This window comes from Flavobacterium nitrogenifigens, assembly GCF_003254565.1.
Classification (GTDB): domain Bacteria; phylum Bacteroidota; class Bacteroidia; order Flavobacteriales; family Flavobacteriaceae; genus Flavobacterium; species Flavobacterium nitrogenifigens.
This window is the reverse complement of the sequence record NZ_QJRI01000036.1, coordinates 1-262: the sequence shown is the minus strand read 5'-3', so window position 1 is coordinate 262 and position 262 is coordinate 1. Positions and strand designations below refer to the sequence as shown.

Here is a 262-nt window from a genome sequence, read left to right as displayed (position 1 = left end):
GACAGCCGCTTTAGCAGAGATGCTAAAGCAAAATAGAATAAGAGTAATGGAATCGAGAGATTCGAATGAAACCGACTAGAATAAGGCATCGACTATATAATATTACAATATACGATGAAGAGTTTGATCCTGGCTCAGGATGAACGCTAGCGGCAGGCTTAACACATGCAAGTCGAGGGGTAGAGCACTTCGGTGCTTGAGACCGGCGCACGGGTGCGTAACGCGTATGCAATCTGCCTTCCACAGAGGGATAGCCCAGAGA

At 47.3% G+C, this 262-nt stretch carries 1 rRNA gene; it reads left to right on the top strand.

What is annotated here, in order from left to right:
• Positions 1-111: 111 nt before the first annotated feature.
• Positions 112-262: ribosomal RNA gene (locus tag DM397_RS00155) — 16S ribosomal RNA — on the top strand; the annotation flags it as partial.